Raw genomic sequence first — 17,089 nt, forward strand, 5'->3', positions numbered from 1 at the left:
ATCTCTCCCAGATGCACCCAGCCTCGCGGTTGGGTGAGGATTGAAACTCCTTAAGCCATTGCTTTACAACTGCCTGGTCATGATGCACCCAGCCTCGCGGTTGGGTGAGGATTGAAACCAATGGTGTTTCACGTGTTGGCTCATGTTACCGGCGATGCACCCAGCCTCGCGGTTGGGTGAGGATTGAAACAGCGTGGATGTCTCCTATGACGGCGGCACCACCGATGCACCCAGCCTCGCGGTTGGGTGAGGATTGAAACCACTGGATCAGGCTGTTGCCAACAGTACCCAGGCTGGATGCACCCAGCCTCGCGGTTGGGTGAGGATTGAAACTGATGGTACGAACGCTCGTGATATAACATCAACCTGATGCACCCAGCCTCGCGGTTGGGTGAGGATTGAAACTTGACAAATCGCAGTTGTTGCCGAAATCCGGCGCTCGATGCACCCAGCCTCGCGGTTGGGTGAGGATTGAAACACCTTGAGCCTGTTGGGATTGAAGTTGACAAGTCAGGATGCACCCAGCCTCGCGGTTGGGTGAGGATTGAAACAATATTTCCACATTTATACTGTTGCAGCAGGCGATGATGCACCCAGCCTCGCGGTTGGGTGAGGATTGAAACGTTCTGAGTGCCTCTAAGATCTCATTATCATGCTTGATGCACCCAGCCTCGCGGTTGGGTGAGGATTGAAACACTGGAGAGAAACCAGGAAGAAACCAGTCCGAAAAGATGCACCCAGCCTCGCGGTTGGGTGAGGATTGAAACATCCATGCCAGGCTCCCAGTGGCGCAGATTACGGGATGCACCCAGCCTCGCGGTTGGGTGAGGATTGAAACATTGCTGCGCTCATGACGTTGCCAACACTGGGAGGATGCACCCAGCCTCGCGGTTGGGTGAGGATTGAAACATGCGCCATGCGGTGCCAGGCTTCCAGTCTCGGCGATGCACCCAGCCTCGCGGTTGGGTGAGGATTGAAACTTCCAGGCGTTCGGCATCAGCAACAATCAAACGGGCGATGCACCCAGCCTCGCGGTTGGGTGAGGATTGAAACTCGGCATAGTGCTGTTTTCCTCCTATCAAAAAACTGGATGCACCCAGCCTCGCGGTTGGGTGAGGATTGAAACTCGGCAGGAAGGATACTAGCATGGCAAAGAAAGACAGATGCACCCAGCCTCGCGGTTGGGTGAGGATTGAAACATGGTCAGGTAGGACTCAGCAGGCCGGGTGTCCATGATGCACCCAGCCTCGCGGTTGGGTGAGGATTGAAACCTGGGACAACGTGGACCACGACCATCGCCAACTGATGCACCCAGCCTCGCGGTTGGGTGAGGATTGAAACCCATTTATGTTAAGCATCTCGATGTTCCGCTATGATGCACCCAGCCTCGCGGTTGGGTGAGGATTGAAACATGTAACCTATACCTTCATACAACGGCAACCAGAGATGCACCCAGCCTCGCGGTTGGGTGAGGATTGAAACATGCATGAAAAGAGGATGAATGAACACACCACCTAATGATGCACCCAGCCTCGCGGTTGGGTGAGGATTGAAACTTGTTGGCTGCACTAACAGACCATATGTGCCGTAGATGCACCCAGCCTCGCGGTTGGGTGAGGATTGAAACACTCCCACCAACCACGCCGGCGTGGACCTTGCGTGGTTGATGCACCCAGCCTCGCGGTTGGGTGAGGATTGAAACAATCACATCTTTGGCACACCCGGCCGCGGCGATGATGCACCCAGCCTCGCGGTTGGGTGAGGATTGAAACAAGAGGAATGGGTAATTGACGACCAAAAAGGGACGATGCACCCAGCCTCGCGGTTGGGTGAGGATTGAAACATGTAGAGCACGACGCCGGTGCCTTCTGGAGAGTCCAGATGCACCCAGCCTCGCGGTTGGGTGAGGATTGAAACACGTGGGGCGCAGAATGCAGTGCTGGCAGGTACCAGCGATGCACCCAGCCTCGCGGTTGGGTGAGGATTGAAACAGGATGTGCAGAACGAATGAGCTGGGTAGCGGTGCAAGATGCACCCAGCCTCGCGGTTGGGTGAGGATTGAAACATGTAGAGCACGACGCCGGTGCCTTCTGGAGAGTCCAGATGCACCCAGCCTCGCGGTTGGGTGAGGATTGAAACACGTGGGGCGCAGAATGCAGTGCTGGCAGGTACCAGCGATGCACCCAGCCTCGCGGTTGGGTGAGGATTGAAACAGGATGTGCAGAACGAATGAGCTGGGTAGCGGTGCAAGATGCACCCAGCCTCGCGGTTGGGTGAGGATTGAAACTTAGTGGGCATATTGTATCTCCGGAGGAACAAGAATGCACCCAGCCTCGCGGTTGGGTGAGGATTGAAACAGGATTGTGTTAAGAAGATGAAAGTCAATCTAGATGCACCCAGCCTCGCGGTTGGGTGAGGATTGAAACACCTGGCTCTCCTGACGCAGGCGATTGATATAAGATGCACCCAGCCTCGCGGTTGGGTGAGGATTGAAACACCTGGCTCTCCTGACGCAGGCGATTGATATAAGATGCACCCAGCCTCGCGGTTGGGTGAGGATTGAAACACGATGGGGGTAAATAGTGCCCTGGATACCCTGGGGTGCGGCAAGCTTTTTTGCGGGGAGACCCTGACCTTTTCCTATCGGCCTCGAGGGTGGCTCATGATCGGTTTTTCCGACCCCCTCGTTGTTGTTCTCGTAACGCTTTGAGCCTTGCTTTTTGCTCATCCGTGCCTCTCTGACGCATGGCGTTGTATTCCTGGAAGAGCCTAGCCTCATCAGGAGCCTCCTGTAGCATCCGCTCCATGCCTCCGCCTTTTGACCCTCTGAAGTTACGGTCGTACAGGCGGGTAGCTTCCAGGTGTTCTGGCGTCGGCTGCATATTCTCAATATTTATCGATGGAGCCGATGACCCACCTTGTTGTTCTTGTAACGTTTTGAACGCTGTTTTTTGCCAATCCGCGCCTCTATAACGTATGGCGTTGTATTCCTGGAAGAGCCTAGCCTCATCAGGAGCCTCCTGCAGCATCCGCTCCATGCCTCCTGCCCCTTGGAAGTTACGGTTGTACAGGCGGGTAGCGTCCAGGTGCGCTGCCGTTGGGAGGGTAGTTGTAATGTCTATTCTTTTTTGGTGGCCCTTGCCACGGCGAGACATCTCCTGGGAACGGGTAGGAGGGGTAGTTTCCACGCCAGAGGCTTGAGGGCGATAGAGGAACGGCAGCAGGTCGTTGTGGGTGTGATTAAGGCGCCGAGGGTCAATGCCCTGATCGGGTTGATCCACGTGCTCCAGCCAAGCAGCGGAGGAGTGCGTGGCCTCGGTAGCAGATTTCCCCTTCGGCCCGTGCTGCCCATCGGGATAGGTCTGGTAGTGCTCAGAGTAACCAGGAAAAAGCCCATGCGCATCATAGTGCTCTTGATCCCTCAGCATATCTATCCGTTCCTGCGGATTGGTGGTGACCTCAATGGGGGGGGTGTGTGGTCGTCGATCCATCGTGCTCCATCCTTTTTAGTGAGAAGGATAGAGCCGCAGGTAGGTACAAGCAAGAGGGAAAGAGGCCCAATCTCCTGGAGAGGGCCTTTCCGCAAAAAAGCCTGCTGCACCCTATACTTGGGGTGCGGCACGTTTTTTTGCGTCGATCCCATTGGGCCTCTTTCCCTCTTGCTTGTACCTACCTGCGGCTCTATCCTGTTTGCGAAACAGGACGGATGACCATGGCTTGTGTGGCACACCCACAATGCACGTCATGGAACACCAACAAGGCAGGAGAACAGGATGCCATTCGAAAAAACGCCCTCTCATCACGAACTCCCAACCACGATCAATCCTCAAGACCTTCATCGGCCAACGGATGATGGTGGGTTTGGTTGGTATACGCCGACAGCTCGCACAACAGCTAGGACAGATATCATCAGGAGCACAACTGAGGAGCCATCTGAGGAGCCATCGTCGCTGCCACAGCAGCAGGAAAGACCTCATGTTCCGCATGATCTCGATAGCCTTTACCAAAGACAGCAGCAGGAAAGGGGACGGCCGCAGGAAAGGGAACGGCCGCCCTTCGACACACACGACGCCCCTGAGCAGAGCTCCAACGTGGAAACTGCCGCTCAGGACCCTTCCCGCCGACGCTTAACAAGCCCGGGGGGGAGCAGCTATGACCTGGCTAAATATGGTACCCAGACCGATTTTGTGCGAGGCCCTGGCACGTATCAGCACTATGATGACACGGCAGACCGGACCCCACGACCTGAGACGGAGCAATTAAAGCGTCAAATGCAGGTGTCTGATCTTCTCACTGGAGCGAGAGCACGAAGCAATGGTTGGGTCAATACTGATGGACGGCCTGTCTATCAGCCCACATCGGACCGCAGTGCGGCGGCCAGGAAAGCCAAGGACACGCTGGGCCCCGAGGGACGCAGTGAGGCGGCCAGGAAACGCGCGGAGACTTAGGGCGCCGAGGGACTTCGTGAGGCGGCCAGGAAACGCCTGGAGACTCAGGGCGCCGAGGGACTTCGTGAGGCGGCCAGGAAACGCCTGGAGACGCTGGGAGACGAGGGACTTCGTGAGGCGGCCAGGAAACGCCTGGAGACGCTGGGAGACGAGGGACTTCGTGCGGCGGCCAGGAAAGCCTGGGAGACGAGAAGACGGAGAGATGCAGCCCAGGAAGATTGATCGTTGGTGAGCGAGTGGCAACATGCATCGTGCTATGGGGGATCGATGCGACAGCACCTTCCCCCGCAACCCTTTCATCCTTCATTGGGCTCTGCTTCAGCTCGGCGCAAAAAAGCTTGCCGCACCCCCTGGCCGCCTGGCCAACCACTGCTGCGCGTTACGATTGGTATTAGAGGATAGATATGAGCCAGTGTCAGAATCCTATATGCCAGAGATCGATAGAGAGTGTGCCAGGACACCGACGGCGTAAGTATTGTGACGATGCCTGCAAACAGACTGCTTACCGGTTACGGTTAGAGGCTGCAGAGCAGGAACGTATCGAGGCAGAAAGGCAAGAATATGAGAGACAGGAGCTAGAGGCTCTGAGAACGCGATATCGCGAAGTGCTGCCTGATACGTTACGTTTTCTCTATGAGTTACGCAAGCAGGGACAATATCGGCTTGTAGAGCAGATTGGACATGTGATCTTGACAGAGATTGAACATGCTCATCAAGACGAGGCAGAGCAACGAAACCAGCTCATAGAAGAGATTATGTTGTTAGGTGAAAAGATCGGCTACAGTGCGATGACGCTCGGTCGAATGGATAATATCAATGGCCCTGGTGAGTATGCCTTGATGGGAGGGGTGGACTGTTGGAGTAGCTTTGTAAGCAATGCCAGTCTCTTTATGCTTCGCCAGACTCGCGATACTGCATATTATCACGCAGAAGGGTACAAGCGAAGTCGTGAACGACGGGTGCGGCACGTTTTTTTGCGTCGATCCCATTGGGCCTCTTTCCCTCTTGCTTTTGCCTGCCTGCGGCTCTATCCTGTTTGCGAAACAGGACGGATGACCATGGCTTATGTTGCACACCCACAATGTACGTCATGGAACACCAACAAGGCAGGAGAACAGGATGCCATTCGAAAAGAGCCCTCATCACGAACACTCAGAAACGATCAATCCTCAAGACCTTCATCGGCCAACGCGTGATAGTCGGTTTGAGTCGACAGCTAGGACAACAGATATCATCAGGACAACAACTGGGGAGCCATCGTCGCTGCAACGGCAGCAGGAAAGGGAACGGCAGCACGACTTTTCTACACAGCCGCCCTTCGACACACACGACGCCCCTCAGCAGTCCTCTTTCTCTGAACTGGCTATGCGGGCCCTCCAGGGCGACCCGGAGGCTTTCAGGAGCCTCTTCGCCCATGAGCCGCCCTCCGACGCCTACAACCTACAGCGTGCTGTCAACATGCCAGAAGGGGAGAGCGTCAATCCTCAACTTCTTCAGACAGCCAGCGCGGCCCAATTGCAGTTCGTCGATCGCCCTCAAGCCTCCGGTGTGGAAACTGCCGCTCAGGACCCTTCCCGCCGACGCTTAACAAGCCCGGGGGGGAGCAGCTATGACTTGGCTGACTATGGTACCTATATCGATTTTGCGCGAGGCCCTGGCACGTATCAGCACTTTGGCACGGACTACCAGACCCTACGACCTGAGACGGAGCGATTAAAGGATGGAAAGCGGGTGTCTGATCTTCTCACTGGAAGACGCAGACAAAACAATAGTTGGGTCAATGCTGATGGACCGCCTCCCTATCAGCCCGCATCGGACCGCAGTGCGGCGGCCAGGAAACGCCTGGAGACTCAGGGCGCCGAGGGACTTCGTGCGGCGATCAGGAAAGGCAAGGAGACGCTGGGCCCCGAGGGACTTCGTGCGGCGGCCAGGAAACGCGCGGAGACGCTGGGCGCCGAGGGACTTCGTGCGGCGGCCAGGAAACGCGCGGAGACGCTGGGCGCCGAGGGACTTCGTGCGGCGGCCAGGAAACGCCTGGAGACTCAGGGCGCCGAGGGACTTCGTGCGGCGGCCAGGAAAGCCAAGGACACGCTGGGCCCCGAGGGACGCAGTGAGGCGGCCAGGAAACGCGCGGAGACTTAGGGCGCCGAGGGACTTCGTGCGGCGGCCAGGAAAGGCTGGGAGACGCTGGGCCCCGAGGGACTTCGTGCGGCGGCCAGGAAAGGCTGGGAGACGAGAAGACGGAGAGATGCAGCCCAGGAAGATTGATCGTTGGTGAGCGAGTGGCAACATGCATCGTGCTATGGGGGATCGATGCGACAGCACCTTCCCCCGCAACCCTTTCATCCTTCATTGGGCTCTGCTTCAGCTCGGCGCAAAAAAGCTTGCCGCACCCGATACCCTGTCATGATGCACCCAGCCTCGCGGTTGGGTGAGGATTGAAACACGTAGTCATTGTGTGCGAGGGTGTGAAGCTGGTCGATGCACCCAGCCTCGCGGTTGGGTGAGGATTGAAACCCGGAATGCACACCAGCACTGGATACCCGTACTTCAGGATGCACCCAGCCTCGCGGTTGAGTGAGGATTGAAACATTATGTAAGGCAGGGAGCTTACAACTTTGTAAGCTCCCTTTTATGTGCTTTTGGAGAATAATTGTGAAGAAATTCGTGCGATGGTGAAACCATATGAAGGTGGTCTTTTACAGCAAAAGAACACTTGCAGGGAGATATGTATGGAATTGAATGTTGACATCCAAGGCATTCGAACGCTTATTGATCAGGAAGCCGTCCGTGGATCCGTAAAGAATGTCGATGATTTACATTGCCGACTTTCTTATCGTTCTGGTATTGAATCTCAGCTTGAGTGTGTAGAGTCAGAAATCCGAAAACTTCGTAGAGCGGCGCAGCAACTGCCCAAGCTCCCCCCGTTGAGCATCGTACGCTGGGCGCAAGCGGTACAGCTCATGCCCAATCTTGTTTTTCTTGAACTGGATACAACCGGACTGTATGAAGACGCGGAAATTATTCGAGCGGTCGTACTGGATAAGGATGGGGTGAGCCTCCTTGATCTGTATGCGCAACCATCGAAACCCATCGCGCCATCTATAGAGCACTTCACCGGTATTGACGCCTCGCACCTGGCAGCACATGCCACACGTATTGAGGACGTCCTGGCACAACTGGAGGCAACCCTCAAAGGAAAATATGTTCTGTCGTACAACCTTGACTTTGATACTGGTAAACTCAGCGAAGCGACTGCACGCCTAAACAGAGAACCTATCTCAATCATTGGTGCAGACATGATGCACTACGCGACCAGCTATTACGCGGCGAGCACATATCTGAAGCTAGAGACTGTATGCCAGCGTATTGGCAGTCCCCTTCCGCAGCATCCTCACCAGACAGCATTAGACCGCGGCAAAGGGCAGATTGCTCTCCTCAATGCTATGGCCAACGCGATCACAGATATGAAAGCTGATCCTCCTGATACAGATGATGATAGCTCAGACCTGGATGAGCACCCTTTCTAACCCTGGCAAATATACATCGGTCCCCTGATCAACTGATCAAGGGGCCGTTTCATCCAGAGATCCGTGAGCAGATATGAGAGAAAGAGGAGAAACATGAGCCAGGATATTACAGTAACAGATATGTTTTGCGGTGCTGGTGGGTCAACGACCGGTGCAACTCTTGCTGGTGCTGACGTGCGGCTGGCCATTAATCACTGGCGCAGGGCGATCGAAACCCACAATACGAACTATCCAGAGACCCTTCACGCGTTAACCGACTTGCATATGGCCAACCCAAGGAGATTTCCTTCGACGACGATCCTTATCGCTTCACCCGAGTGTTCCTCGCATACCCTGGCCAAGGGAAAGAAGCGTGTCAATCAGCAGCAGCTGGGGCTGTGGGAACCAGAGGAACCAGACTTGAAGGCGGAGGCAGAGGAGCGCTCGCGTTGCACCATGTGGACACCTCTGGACTGGGCGGAATATCACGGCTACCAGGCTATCATTCTGGAAAATGTCGTTGACGTCCATCTATGGCGGCCGTTCCAATCCTGGCTGCAGGCCTGGAAGAGTCTGGACTATAAATTCGAGATGGTTTACCTCAATTCGATGTTTGCCCACCCGACACCGCAGAGTCGCGATCGCATGTACTTCGTGGCCTGGAAACGCAAGAACCGCCGTCCTCGCCTCACTATCACTCCTCCGGCTTATTGTCCATCATGTGAACGGGACGTCGCTGCGGTGCAGGTTTGGAAGCGGCCCAACCGTCGCTACGGCAAATACCGCCAGCAGTATCTTTATCGGTGCCCATCCTGCGCTCATGATATAACACCCTATTACTACGCGGCGGCCAATGCAATTGACTGGTCTCTGCCTGCACCTCGGATAGGAGATCGCCAGAAGCCGCTGCGTGAAAAGACGCTCAAGCGCATTGCCGACGGATTACAGAAGTTCGCGCACGCGCCGCAGTCATCGATGATCGTTTCACCATTTCTGGTCAACCTCAATCATCCTTCAGTTCGTCCAGTTGTGCTGGCTGAGCAGCCCTATGCCACGCAGACAGCCTATGACGCAACGGGACTCGTGACGCCACCATTTCTCCTCGACCACCTGGGAGAATACCGCCCACGCAGCATAGAAGGACCGTGTTCGACGATTTGCGCGGCAGGCAATCATCACAGCCTCGTCGTGCCGCCAGGATGCCCCAGCTGGCTGATGACTTACTATCATCATGGTCAGCTGGCGCCCATTCAGGAGGCGGTGCCGACAGTTACCACCCTGGAACGGCATGCATTGATCACACATACAACCCACAAGGAAGCGATCGCGGTAGAGGACTGTGGGTTCCGCATGCTCACACCGAAAGAGATCCAGGCTGCTATGGCCTTCCCAGCTGAGTATGTCGTCACTGGAACGCGTCGTGAGCAGGTCAAACAATTGGGGAATGCGGTCACACCGTCGGTGATGAAGATGCTGATGGAGCGCGTTATCGCATCGCTAGCATAGCATTGTACAATTTTCAATCGTCTCTTTGAGAGGGAAAAGGAGAAATACTGTGCAGCAGCCAGGTAAAGTATATGCCCTCGGATACGCCAACCCTATGATTGATCAAAAACTTCACGAGGCGATGACGGATCCCAGGTGTCTTCTTATCGATATCCGTTACCGCCCCATCTCGCGCTGGCGACCTGAGTGGCGCAAGAGTACACTCCAGGCGACCTGGGGAACCCGTTATATCCATATGCAACCACTGGGAAATATCAATTACCATACACCAGAGCTGCCGATCCAGCTAGCAGATCCTACTGAATGTATAAAAGAACTGGCCCAACTGCTCCAATCTGGCACCTCTCTGGTTCTTCTCTGTGCCTGCAAGAATTATGATACCTGCCACCGTCGGACCGTTGTGAATTTACTGAACAAGGCTGTGCCGAACTTGGAGGTGATTCAGTGAGTGAAAAGCAATCGAGGCGCCCCTATGTCCTTACCATCGATGAAGACTTTCCCCTCGTTGTTTGCCTCTGTGGCAGCACACGGTTCTCTGAAGCGTTCCGCAAGGCGAATTTGCAGGAGACGCTGGCAGGCCACATCGTACTCAGTATTGGCTGCGATTTCAAATCAGATGAGGCTCTCGGGCTTACTGAGGTAGACAAAGCACGCTTGGATGCCCTCCATTTGCGGAAGATAGAGCTGGCAGACGAGATCCTGGTGTTGAATGTTGGAGACTATATTGGAGCATCAACGGCTAATGAAATTCTATGTGCGCGACTTCTCGGCATCCCTATACGGTGGTTAGAACCTCACCAATGCAAGATACAAGAGTGCCCTTGCGGAGAGGGTGCTTGTAAGGATTAACTTAAAGTACCCGGCACATAAAAGAGCAGGTCTAAGAAAATACTTAGCCTGCTCTTTTATGTGCTTTTTGAGAATATATGTGGAGGAATTTGCATAGGCATGAAAATGCATCGGCAATTTTTTTATGGATCAAACCGGCAGTGATAGTTTGCAGCTCCCACTACCGGCATGTTACGCAAGAAACAAGTTAAGAGTACCGAGCGTAACAAGAAAAGTATACCATACTCTGATGCGCTCGGCGCTCCAGGAGGAGTACCGACGTGAAGAATTCGCTCTCGATTGCAGGTCTTTTACTTATTGTTGGCATTCTCTACGTTGTAATGTTCCCGGTAAAGCAACCCTCACAAGCAGGAGTTCATTCGCCAGTAGCGCCTTCACCAGGGCAATCATCCCATCAGCCTGCCAGTACCGGAATGTCCATCTACGGCTCCCCTTCTGTTTCTGTGGTGCAAATCAACGCGATATTGAGCTTCTATAGCTCACCGGCGCAGGGTAAGGGTCAGGTGCTCTACAACTTAGGAGTAAAGTATGGCATCGATCCAGCATTCCCACTCGCTTTTTTCCTGAATGAATCAACGATGGGCACGCAGGGGGAGGCAACGGCAACGTTGGCTCTGAGTAACGAACGATGCATACCCGATCGGCTCTGCATCGATCAGGATCGTGGTGGGTACGCGAAGATGAATAGCTGGGAGGATGGGTTTGAGCATTGGTACCAGCTGATGGTTGGTCCCGTTTATAAGGGGTGCGGCTTGACGACGATTGAAACCATTATTCCAAAGTACGCGCCCGCAGGCGATAACAACAACCCGGGCCACTATATCTACGTGGTAGAGTCGGCTGTCAAGATATGGCGTTCCGGCAAGGTACAGGTGGCACTATAACCTGGCTCGACTGCATGATGCGACAATGCTTAATGCCTCGTAAGTTCCATATTCCTTCCACAATCTTCAAGGTCAGAGAGTGCCCCCACATTCTTGCATTATCAAATGTAGTGTTTCTATTCGTGTTTGATTCGTTTGCCAGTAAAGAGAGGAACCTTCCATGAAGAAACGTCAGATCACACAAAAGGCAGTAACGCAGCAGGAGATTTTGCAGCCCGAGCAGCTTCGCCTGCTAACCATCCCTGAAGTCATGAAAATCCTGGGGCTTGGTCGCACTAAAGTCTACGACCTTATCAATAGCCATGGTCTCCCGGCTGTGAAGGTCGATGGTGCGACGCGCGTCCCACTGGCGAAGTTGCAGGAATGGATTGAGCAGCTTTCTTCGAAAAGCATCGCATAAGTATAATCTGCAATTTTTCTTATAGTGATGAAAGATCCTAGCCTGATTTCTCTAATGATCCTGGCATTGGCTGTAAAATGTCAGGATCATTTCTTTGGAGGTGTTTCATGGCGCGACAGAGGAAAAAGAGCGTTCGTGGTGGTGGTTCGGTTTTCCAGAGGAAGGACGGCCGATGGGAAGCGAAGCTCAAGCTGGAAGAGACAGGCAAGTACAAATCCTTTTATGCGAGTTCTGAAAAAGAAGCGTACAGGCTCCTTGAAGAGGCCAGGCTGCAGCAGAAGATGGGAACGCTGGCCACTGGACCCCAGCAAACGCTGAAGGATTTTCTGGAATACTGGTTGGAGGATGTGGAAAAGCCCCGGATAAGGATAAGCACTTACATCAACAATCGAGTTGTGGTCTACAAGCACCTCATACCCGGATTGGGGCATATCAAGCTGCACAAGTTGACTGCGTTGCAGTTGCAGTCCTTCTACGCGCAGCGCTTGAAGAGCGGGATGTCCGCGAGCCGTGCTGTCAGGCTCAATGCGGTCCTTCACAAGGCGCTCGACCACGCCAAGCGCCTGAAGTTGGTGGGGACGAACGTCTCCGAGGATGTGGAGTTGCCGCGTCCTGCGAAATATGAGGGAGAAGTGTTGGACGCTGACCAGGCGAGAATATTATTGCAGGTGGCAGCTGAGCGGGAACTGGATACGTTGCTCGCTCTGGCGGTTGTGACGGCGATGAGATTGGGAGAGATCCTGGTGTTGCGGTGGACTGATATTGATATGGTTAAAGGGGAGTTGCGCGTATCTGGTACCGTAAACTATTACCCCAGATATGGCTTTGTCGAGGGGAAGGCGAAGACAAAGGCGGGCATGCGCACGATAAAGATACCGCTATTTATCATCGAATTACTCAAAAAGCACCGATTGCGCCAGGCGGAAAAGAAATTGGCCGCGGGATCTGCGTGGGTAGAGCGGAATCTCGTTTTCTGCCGCAAGGACGGGGACTTCGTGAGGCGTTCGACGTTGCGCAACCAGATAACGAAGTTGCTGCAGGATGCTGAGTTACCGTATGTCAGATTCCACGATCTGCGGCATAGCGCGGCGACGATCCTGCTGGCGTTGGGGGTTCCGGCCAATGTGGTGCAGGAGCTTTTAGGGCATGCGGATATCAGCATTACGCTGGGGACATACGGCCATGTTTTGCCCTCGATGAAGAGGGATGTTGTCGACAAAATGGACGGATTATATGGCAATGAGAGGCCGTTTTAGTGTCAATTCTGGTGTCATTTCGCGTAATCTTCTACCGGTACATTATGGGAATCGGCCTCTAAAGCGCATCTAGCCGATGTTCCGGCTAGATGTTTTTTGCTCACAAAGTGAGTATACAACATTTAAGGCAATCTTGTGAGAAGAATCATCGTGAATCGTACGTTTTATGTTGGTTAAGGTGTGCCGTCGAGAAGGGGAAGGGTGAACCAGAAGGTTGAGCCTTCCCCCTGGATGCTTTCAACGCCAACCTCTCCGTTGTGGTGTTGAATCAGGGTCTGGCAGATATAGAGGCCCAGACCTATGCCGTGCCCGGCTCCACTTGTAATAGCGATTCCCGGTGCTTTATAGAAGCGTTCCCAGATGCGTTGTTTCTGCTGGGGCGAGAGGCCGGGCCCTTGATCGCGTACCCACACACGGGCTGTATTGCTGTTCCGCTGCACTCCGACGATGACTGGAGCGGAGGCCGCCGAATATTTCAATGCGTTGGTGAGATAATTGCTGACAACCTGCCCGATGCGATCGGCATCCACCAGTGTCATGATCGCCTCTCCGGTTTCGGGCAGACTGAATGTGATGGAGCGGCCTGGTGATGCCGCCTGGTGATCCTGTACGATTTCTTGTACCAGGGATACCAGATTACACAGCTTCAAGTTGAGATCGAGCTGACCCGATTGGATGCGCGAGATGTCCAGCAGATCTCCGATCAGCCTGTTCTGGATATCTATCTGGCGTAGGGCACGTACGACGAGTTCGGAGACCTCATCAAGCGTCTGAGGTATAGGTTCTTGCGCATCCTTGATAATGGACTGGAGCCTGCTCAGTTTGCGCTGGGAGAACTGTAGATTGCCCTTCATAGCGGCGAGCGGGGAGCGCAGATCATGGCTTACCATATGTAAGAATTCGTTTTTGCGACCTTCAAGTTGTTTCTGCTCTTCGATCTCTGTATTAGATCCGATCCATTGAATGATGTGCCCTCGGTCATCCCGAATAGGGATCGCCCGGCTCATATGCCAGAGGTAGACGCCATCGGCTCGGCGAAAGCGATGCTCGGTGTAGAAGGGTTCGCCTGTTTTAATGGAATGGCGCCAGCGGCGCACGTTTTCCTCGACATCTTCCGGATGAACGAACCGGGTCCAGCCCCAATTGCGAATCTCCTCAAAAGGCTGTCCGGTAAATGCGGTCCACTGGGGATTGAAGTAGTTGACGTCTCCATTGGGATTGGCCATAAAAACTTTCTGAGGCATCTCCTCGGCCAGGAAGCGGAAGCGCGCCTCGCTGGTGGCGAGCTGCCTGCGTGCCCGTACCTCCTCGGTTACTTCCACCCCGTGCACCAGGATACCCTCTACCTCGCTGGAGGTAGAGGTAAGTGGTTGATAGACGAAATTAAAAAAATGTTCCTCATTCTGGCCTGTGGTATTATTCTCCAGATCGACTTTTGCCTCTATGCCGGTAATAGCTTTACCTGTCGTGTAGACCTGGTCGAGCATCTCAAAATACCCTTGACCTTCAAGTTCTGGCACCGCTTCGCGAATCGATTTACCAAGAATGGGACGCGATCCAAGCGTCTGTATGTAGAGTGGGTTGGCCAGCTCATGGATATGCTCTGGGCCCCGGAGGACGCAGATGATAGCCGGTGCCTGCATCAATAGTGCATGTAAGTGTGCCCGCGCCTGCCGTGTTCTCTTATGCAGGCGCGCCATCTCCATGCGCAGGGCCACGCGTGCCAGCAGTTCACGCGCTGAGAACGGCTTAACCAGGTAATCCTCCGCTCCCAACCCCAGTCCTTCGACTATTGCCTCCTCGCCTGTGCGGGCTGACAGCAGCATCACCACGATATCGGCTGTCGATGGATCCGCGCGCAGCTCTTTAAGCAAGGTAAAGCCGTCGAGTTCTGGCTGCACGACGTCGCTGATGATCAGGTCGGCGTGTTGCTCGCGCGCGATGGTGAGCGCCTGTCTGCCATTGGCTGCCAGTTCCACCTGATACGTTGGGGACAACAGGCGCTGGAGATAGGCCCGCATATCGGCGTTATCGTCTACAACCAGCACGTGACCGGGATGCGCATCCCGATCAGGCTGCTGTGTTTCGGTGTAGGCGCCGGAGATAGGGAACGTTTCCAGCTTGTTTACGTGTTCCACCATTTTCTGCTGTGTCTCAGCGAGCCAGTGCATGGCTTCTTCTACATATGGGGGTGCTTGAAGCTCTGGTGATGAGTGTTGCGGCGTTGCTTCTACCTTCTGAGGTGTTGACGTCCGGTCGGACCGGCGTGGAATGCGGATGGTAAAGGTGGTCCCGACACCCTCCTGGCTCTGAATGGTAATGGTGCCCTCATGCAGATGGACCAGTTCCTGCACCAGGGAGAGCCCGATGCCCGCGCCTTCCTGGATGCGTGTCCGTGCTGGTAGTGCCCGGTAAAAGCGTTCAAAGATATGCGGAAGATCCTGCTCACTGACCCCGACGCCGGTATCCTGTACGACCAATTCTACATCATCTTCGGCGGCGTGAAGCGCCACGCGAATAGACCCGGTGAAGGTGAATTTGAAGGCGTTGGAGAGCAGATTAAGCACGATCTTTTCCCACATCTGCCGATCGACGGCGATGGGCTCGGAGATAGGTGGGCACTCCACGATCAACTGAAGGCCGGCCTTCTCTACTAATTCCCGAAAGGTACTGGCCAGGTCGGTGGTCAGTTGCGGCAGATTGGTTGGCTCATAGACGGCCTCTGACCGCCCGGCCTCGATGCGCGCGAAATCGAGCAGGGCATTGACTAGCTTGAGCTGGCGCAGGGCATTGCGGCGCGCCAACTCGATCTGTGCCCGCTGTGGCGGCGAGAGCGGATCTGAACGATCATCCAGCAGCGCTTCCAGCGGCCCCAGTGTGAGCGTGAGCGGGGTACGGAACTCATGGCTGATATTGTGGAAAAATACCGTCTTGGCCTGATCCAGTTCCGCCAGCGCGCGTGCGCGCTCCTCTGCTTCCTGATAGGCCCGGGCGGAAGCCAGCCCGGCGGCTATCTGTCCAGCTGCCAGTTGCAGGAACGCGCGATAGTCATCATCTAGCTTGCGTCGGGGGTTGATTCCCGCCACGAGGAAGCCAGCAAGGCCTTCTTTTCCTGCCTGCGCCATTGGCAAGACCAGGGCGGTTTGAGGCGCGGGATGCGCTTTGCTGCCCAGCGCGGCGATCGGTGCCGCAATCTCAGGAGGGAAAAATTCCACCAGTTGTGGCTTGCCGTTGCTGGCAACGGACTGCAACGGCCAGGGAGCATCCGAATCGGAGAGCCGGATGCTTTCGGGAGAAGCAGCTGTGCCGGGTGAAAGGTGCGCGGTTCCCTCCAGCCGTGTCTGCGCGCCATCTGAGGAGAGCAGATATAAGAGGGCAAAAGGTAGGTCGGCCCTGTTTTCGGCGAGGGCCGAGGCGGCGAGCTGGCAGACCTGTTCGGGGGCCCGGCTTTCGACCATGCGGGCAGCTAATGCCTGCAACATCTTGATGCGACGTTCTCCTACCACGCGTTGCGTTGTCTCTGTAGCGGCGACAAGAACGCCGCCTACTCCACCGTTCTCGTCTTGAATATGGCTGTAGGAAAACTCAAAATAACATTCTTCTAAATAGCCATAGCGATCGAGGGGGATGGGAAAATCGGTAAAGCCGACCGATGCGCCGGCCATCGCCTTCTCAAAGAGAGGGCCGATGATCTCCTGCCAGCTCTCGGCGAAGACCTCTGCGGTTCTCTTACCCAGGGCCGGATGTTTGGTGGCTCCCAGGATGGGACGATAACCGTCGTTGTAGAACAGGATGAAATCGTCGCCCCAGGCGATCGCCATCGGGAAGCGCGCCTCCAGCATCATGCTGATTGCCATCTGTAAGCTCTGCGGCCAGTGTGAGGGTGATCCAAGGGGAGTGGCCGCCCAGTTATGCTCGCGTATCAGGCGGCCCATCTCCTTACCATCGGCCAGTGGATGCTTACGAGGGGTTTTTAAATCCATTTTTTCTTTTCTCATTCCTTCTCGCGCCCTCTGTATAACGTGTCTTTCTGATGCTTGCTTCTGCGTTTGGGTGCGCTAGAACACGGGGGGTATATTATATGTTCCCAATGAACTGCCGAAGCCGTTCGCACTCAATTCGTACGCAAATCAATAAGAACGCTGAGAAAAGAAGACTTCTGCATCTACAGGGTTACATAATAAGCACTTCCTTTCCTTAGCACGCATTGACACAACAAAAGGATGCAGAAGGACGA

11 protein-coding genes and 1 CRISPR repeat array (1 of these 12 only partly in view) are annotated in these 17,089 nt (G+C 54.8%); of the genes, 9 read left to right on the plus strand and 2 right to left on the minus strand.

Features of this window, described 5'->3' with window-relative positions; genetic code table 11:
• Positions 1-2,566: a CRISPR direct-repeat array (repeat unit 37 nt; unit sequence GATGCACCCAGCCTCGCGGTTGGGTGAGGATTGAAAC) (it extends 1,798 nt beyond the left edge of the window).
• A 94-nt stretch (positions 2,567-2,660) separates the two neighbouring features.
• The gene (locus KTT_RS16975; RefSeq protein ID WP_126597114.1) at positions 2,661-3,491 is read right to left on the minus strand and encodes a hypothetical protein; all 831 of its coding nucleotides are present in this window, start codon (positions 3,489-3,491) and stop codon (positions 2,661-2,663) included.
• 282 nt (positions 3,492-3,773) lie between these two features.
• Here KTT_RS16975 and KTT_RS16980 point away from each other — a divergent pair, with 282 nt between their 5' ends.
• From KTT_RS16980 to KTT_RS17025, 9 genes are all read left to right on the plus strand, one after another.
• Positions 3,774-4,448, plus strand: a complete 675-nt coding sequence (locus KTT_RS16980; protein ID WP_126597115.1) for a hypothetical protein — start codon at positions 3,774-3,776, stop codon at positions 4,446-4,448.
• Positions 4,449-4,852: 404 nt separating this feature from the next.
• Entirely contained in the window at positions 4,853-5,644 is a 792-nt protein-coding gene (locus KTT_RS16985) for a hypothetical protein (RefSeq protein ID WP_126597116.1), read from the plus strand.
• Positions 5,568-6,590, plus strand: a complete 1,023-nt coding sequence (locus tag KTT_RS16990) for a hypothetical protein (protein WP_126597117.1) — start codon at positions 5,568-5,570, stop codon at positions 6,588-6,590. Before KTT_RS16985 ends, KTT_RS16990 begins: the two co-directional genes overlap by 77 nt.
• Before the next feature lie 590 nt (positions 6,591-7,180).
• On the plus strand, positions 7,181-7,978 hold the full coding sequence (locus tag KTT_RS16995) for an exonuclease domain-containing protein (RefSeq protein ID WP_160145930.1): 798 nt from the start codon (positions 7,181-7,183) through the stop codon (positions 7,976-7,978).
• A gap of 93 nt (positions 7,979-8,071) precedes the next feature.
• On the plus strand, positions 8,072-9,463 hold the full coding sequence (locus KTT_RS17000) for a DNA cytosine methyltransferase (RefSeq protein WP_126597119.1): 1,392 nt from the start codon (positions 8,072-8,074) through the stop codon (positions 9,461-9,463).
• A gap of 49 nt (positions 9,464-9,512) precedes the next feature.
• The gene (locus KTT_RS17005) at positions 9,513-9,911 is read left to right on the plus strand and encodes a DUF488 family protein, N3 subclade (protein ID WP_126597120.1); all 399 of its coding nucleotides are present in this window, start codon (positions 9,513-9,515) and stop codon (positions 9,909-9,911) included.
• Between the two features lie 661 nt (positions 9,912-10,572).
• Entirely contained in the window at positions 10,573-11,196 is a 624-nt protein-coding gene (locus tag KTT_RS17015) for a hypothetical protein (protein ID WP_126597122.1), read from the plus strand.
• Between the two features lie 160 nt (positions 11,197-11,356).
• Positions 11,357-11,596 (plus strand): helix-turn-helix domain-containing protein, encoded by a 240-nt coding sequence (locus KTT_RS17020; RefSeq protein WP_126597123.1) that lies wholly within the window; start codon positions 11,357-11,359, stop codon positions 11,594-11,596.
• 107 nt (positions 11,597-11,703) lie between these two features.
• A complete protein-coding gene (locus KTT_RS17025) occupies positions 11,704-12,852 on the plus strand; it encodes a tyrosine-type recombinase/integrase (protein ID WP_160145931.1) in 1,149 nt (382 codons plus the stop codon).
• Positions 12,853-13,025: 173 nt separating this feature from the next.
• On the opposite strand, the gene KTT_RS17030 is transcribed toward KTT_RS17025, so the two are convergent.
• Complete coding sequence (locus KTT_RS17030) at positions 13,026-16,835, minus strand: ATP-binding protein (protein WP_160145932.1); 3,810 nt, start codon at positions 16,833-16,835, stop codon at positions 13,026-13,028.
• Positions 16,836-17,089: the final 254 nt, after the last annotated feature.

This window comes from Dictyobacter aurantiacus (genome assembly GCF_003967515.1).
Lineage (GTDB): Bacteria > Chloroflexota > Ktedonobacteria > Ktedonobacterales > Ktedonobacteraceae > Dictyobacter > Dictyobacter aurantiacus.

Bases quoted from the DNA above. Each gene is read 5' to 3' on its own strand.
- KTT_RS16975 (WP_126597114.1), bottom strand. From the start codon at position 3,491: ATGGATCGACGACCACACACCCCCCCCATTGAGGTCACCACCAATCCG.
- KTT_RS16980 (WP_126597115.1), top strand. From the start codon at position 3,774: ATGCCATTCGAAAAAACGCCCTCTCATCACGAACTCCCAACCACGATC.
- KTT_RS16985 (WP_126597116.1), top strand. From the start codon at position 4,853: ATGAGCCAGTGTCAGAATCCTATATGCCAGAGATCGATAGAGAGTGTG.
- KTT_RS16990 (WP_126597117.1), top strand. From the start codon at position 5,568: ATGCCATTCGAAAAGAGCCCTCATCACGAACACTCAGAAACGATCAAT.
- KTT_RS16995 (WP_160145930.1), top strand. From the start codon at position 7,181: ATGGAATTGAATGTTGACATCCAAGGCATTCGAACGCTTATTGATCAG.
- KTT_RS17000 (WP_126597119.1), top strand. From the start codon at position 8,072: ATGAGCCAGGATATTACAGTAACAGATATGTTTTGCGGTGCTGGTGGG.
- KTT_RS17020 (WP_126597123.1), top strand. From the start codon at position 11,357: ATGAAGAAACGTCAGATCACACAAAAGGCAGTAACGCAGCAGGAGATT.
- KTT_RS17025 (WP_160145931.1), top strand. From the start codon at position 11,704: ATGGCGCGACAGAGGAAAAAGAGCGTTCGTGGTGGTGGTTCGGTTTTC.
- KTT_RS17030 (WP_160145932.1), bottom strand. From the start codon at position 16,835: ATGGATTTAAAAACCCCTCGTAAGCATCCACTGGCCGATGGTAAGGAG.